Origin of the sequence: Pseudomonas frederiksbergensis (assembly GCF_003732665.1) — a bacterium.
GTDB lineage: Bacteria > Pseudomonadota > Gammaproteobacteria > Pseudomonadales > Pseudomonadaceae > Aquipseudomonas > Aquipseudomonas frederiksbergensis_G.
Window position 1 is genome coordinate 1 of the sequence record NZ_MOBP01000115.1, and the last position, 299, is coordinate 299.

1 protein-coding gene is annotated in these 299 nt (G+C 61.5%); it reads left to right on the forward strand.

Annotated elements, in window-relative coordinates; translation table 11 throughout:
• On the forward strand, positions 1–299 hold a 299-nt coding region (locus BK665_RS33400; RefSeq protein WP_148053286.1), incomplete at both ends, for an EamA family transporter.

Consider the following 299-nt stretch of genomic DNA (forward strand, 5'->3'; position numbering starts at 1 on the left):
GCCGGTGACCCTGACGTTGTTCTATCAGTTGATCGTCGGGTTCGTCGGCCTGGTGCTGATCGCGATGCTCAGCGGTCAGGTCACGCACGTCAGCCTGCCCACCGTGGCGGAGGCCAGCGTGCTGTTCCAGGGCTTGGTGGTGTCGTTCTTCAGTTACCTGACCTGGTTCTGGTTGTTGCGCCGTTATCTTGCCGCGAATCTGGCGGTGTTTTCGTTCATGACGCCGCTGTTCGGCGTCACCTTCGGCGCGGTGCTGTTGGGTGAAGACCTGAGCCTCAACTTCGTGATCGGCGCGGTGC